The sequence below is a fragment of the Marinitoga arctica genome, from assembly GCF_054657315.1.
Genome location: NZ_BAAHYY010000076.1, coordinates 1 through 560 on the forward strand (window position 1 = coordinate 1; position 560 = coordinate 560).

The 560-nt window shown below is 27.0% G+C and carries 1 pseudogene; it reads left to right on the forward strand.

Annotated elements, in window-relative coordinates:
* Positions 1 to 102 precede the first annotated feature (102 nt).
* Positions 103 to 498: pseudogene (locus ACYQ44_RS10420) on the forward strand (transposase); the annotation flags it as partial.
* Positions 499 to 560 lie beyond the last annotated feature (62 nt).

Sequence of the window (560 nt, forward strand, 5' to 3'; positions counted from 1 at the left end):
TTTATATTTTCCTAATCTAAACTTTAAACTTAATAAAACCTATTCATCTTTACTTAAGGATTTTACGGTTAAAGAAATTGCTGATATGGATATTGATCTTTTGAAAGAATCCCGAACACTCTTGTTACTGTTAAAGGTATTGGAGAGATTACTGCTGCTGGTATTATTGCTGAGATTGGAGATATCAATCGTTTTAAAAATGCTCCAGCTTTAGCCTCTTATGCTGGTTTAACTTGGTCTGTTCATCAAAGCGGTAAGTTTAATTCTCAAGATAATAGATTAACAAAAAAAGGTAATAAATATCTTAGAACTTATCTCGTTTTAGCTGCTAATTCCCTTAAACGTCATAATCCTGTTTTCAAAGATTTTTATTGGAAAAAATATTATGAATCTAATAAACATCATCATATGAGAGCCCTTGTTTTAAGTGCCAGAAAATTTGTTAATCTTGTTTTTTATTTACTTAAAAATAATGTCCCTTATGTTGTTATGAAATGATATTTATTTGATTCTATTTTTTTCTTATTTCTTATTTTTCTTAAATATTCATATTCTATTGT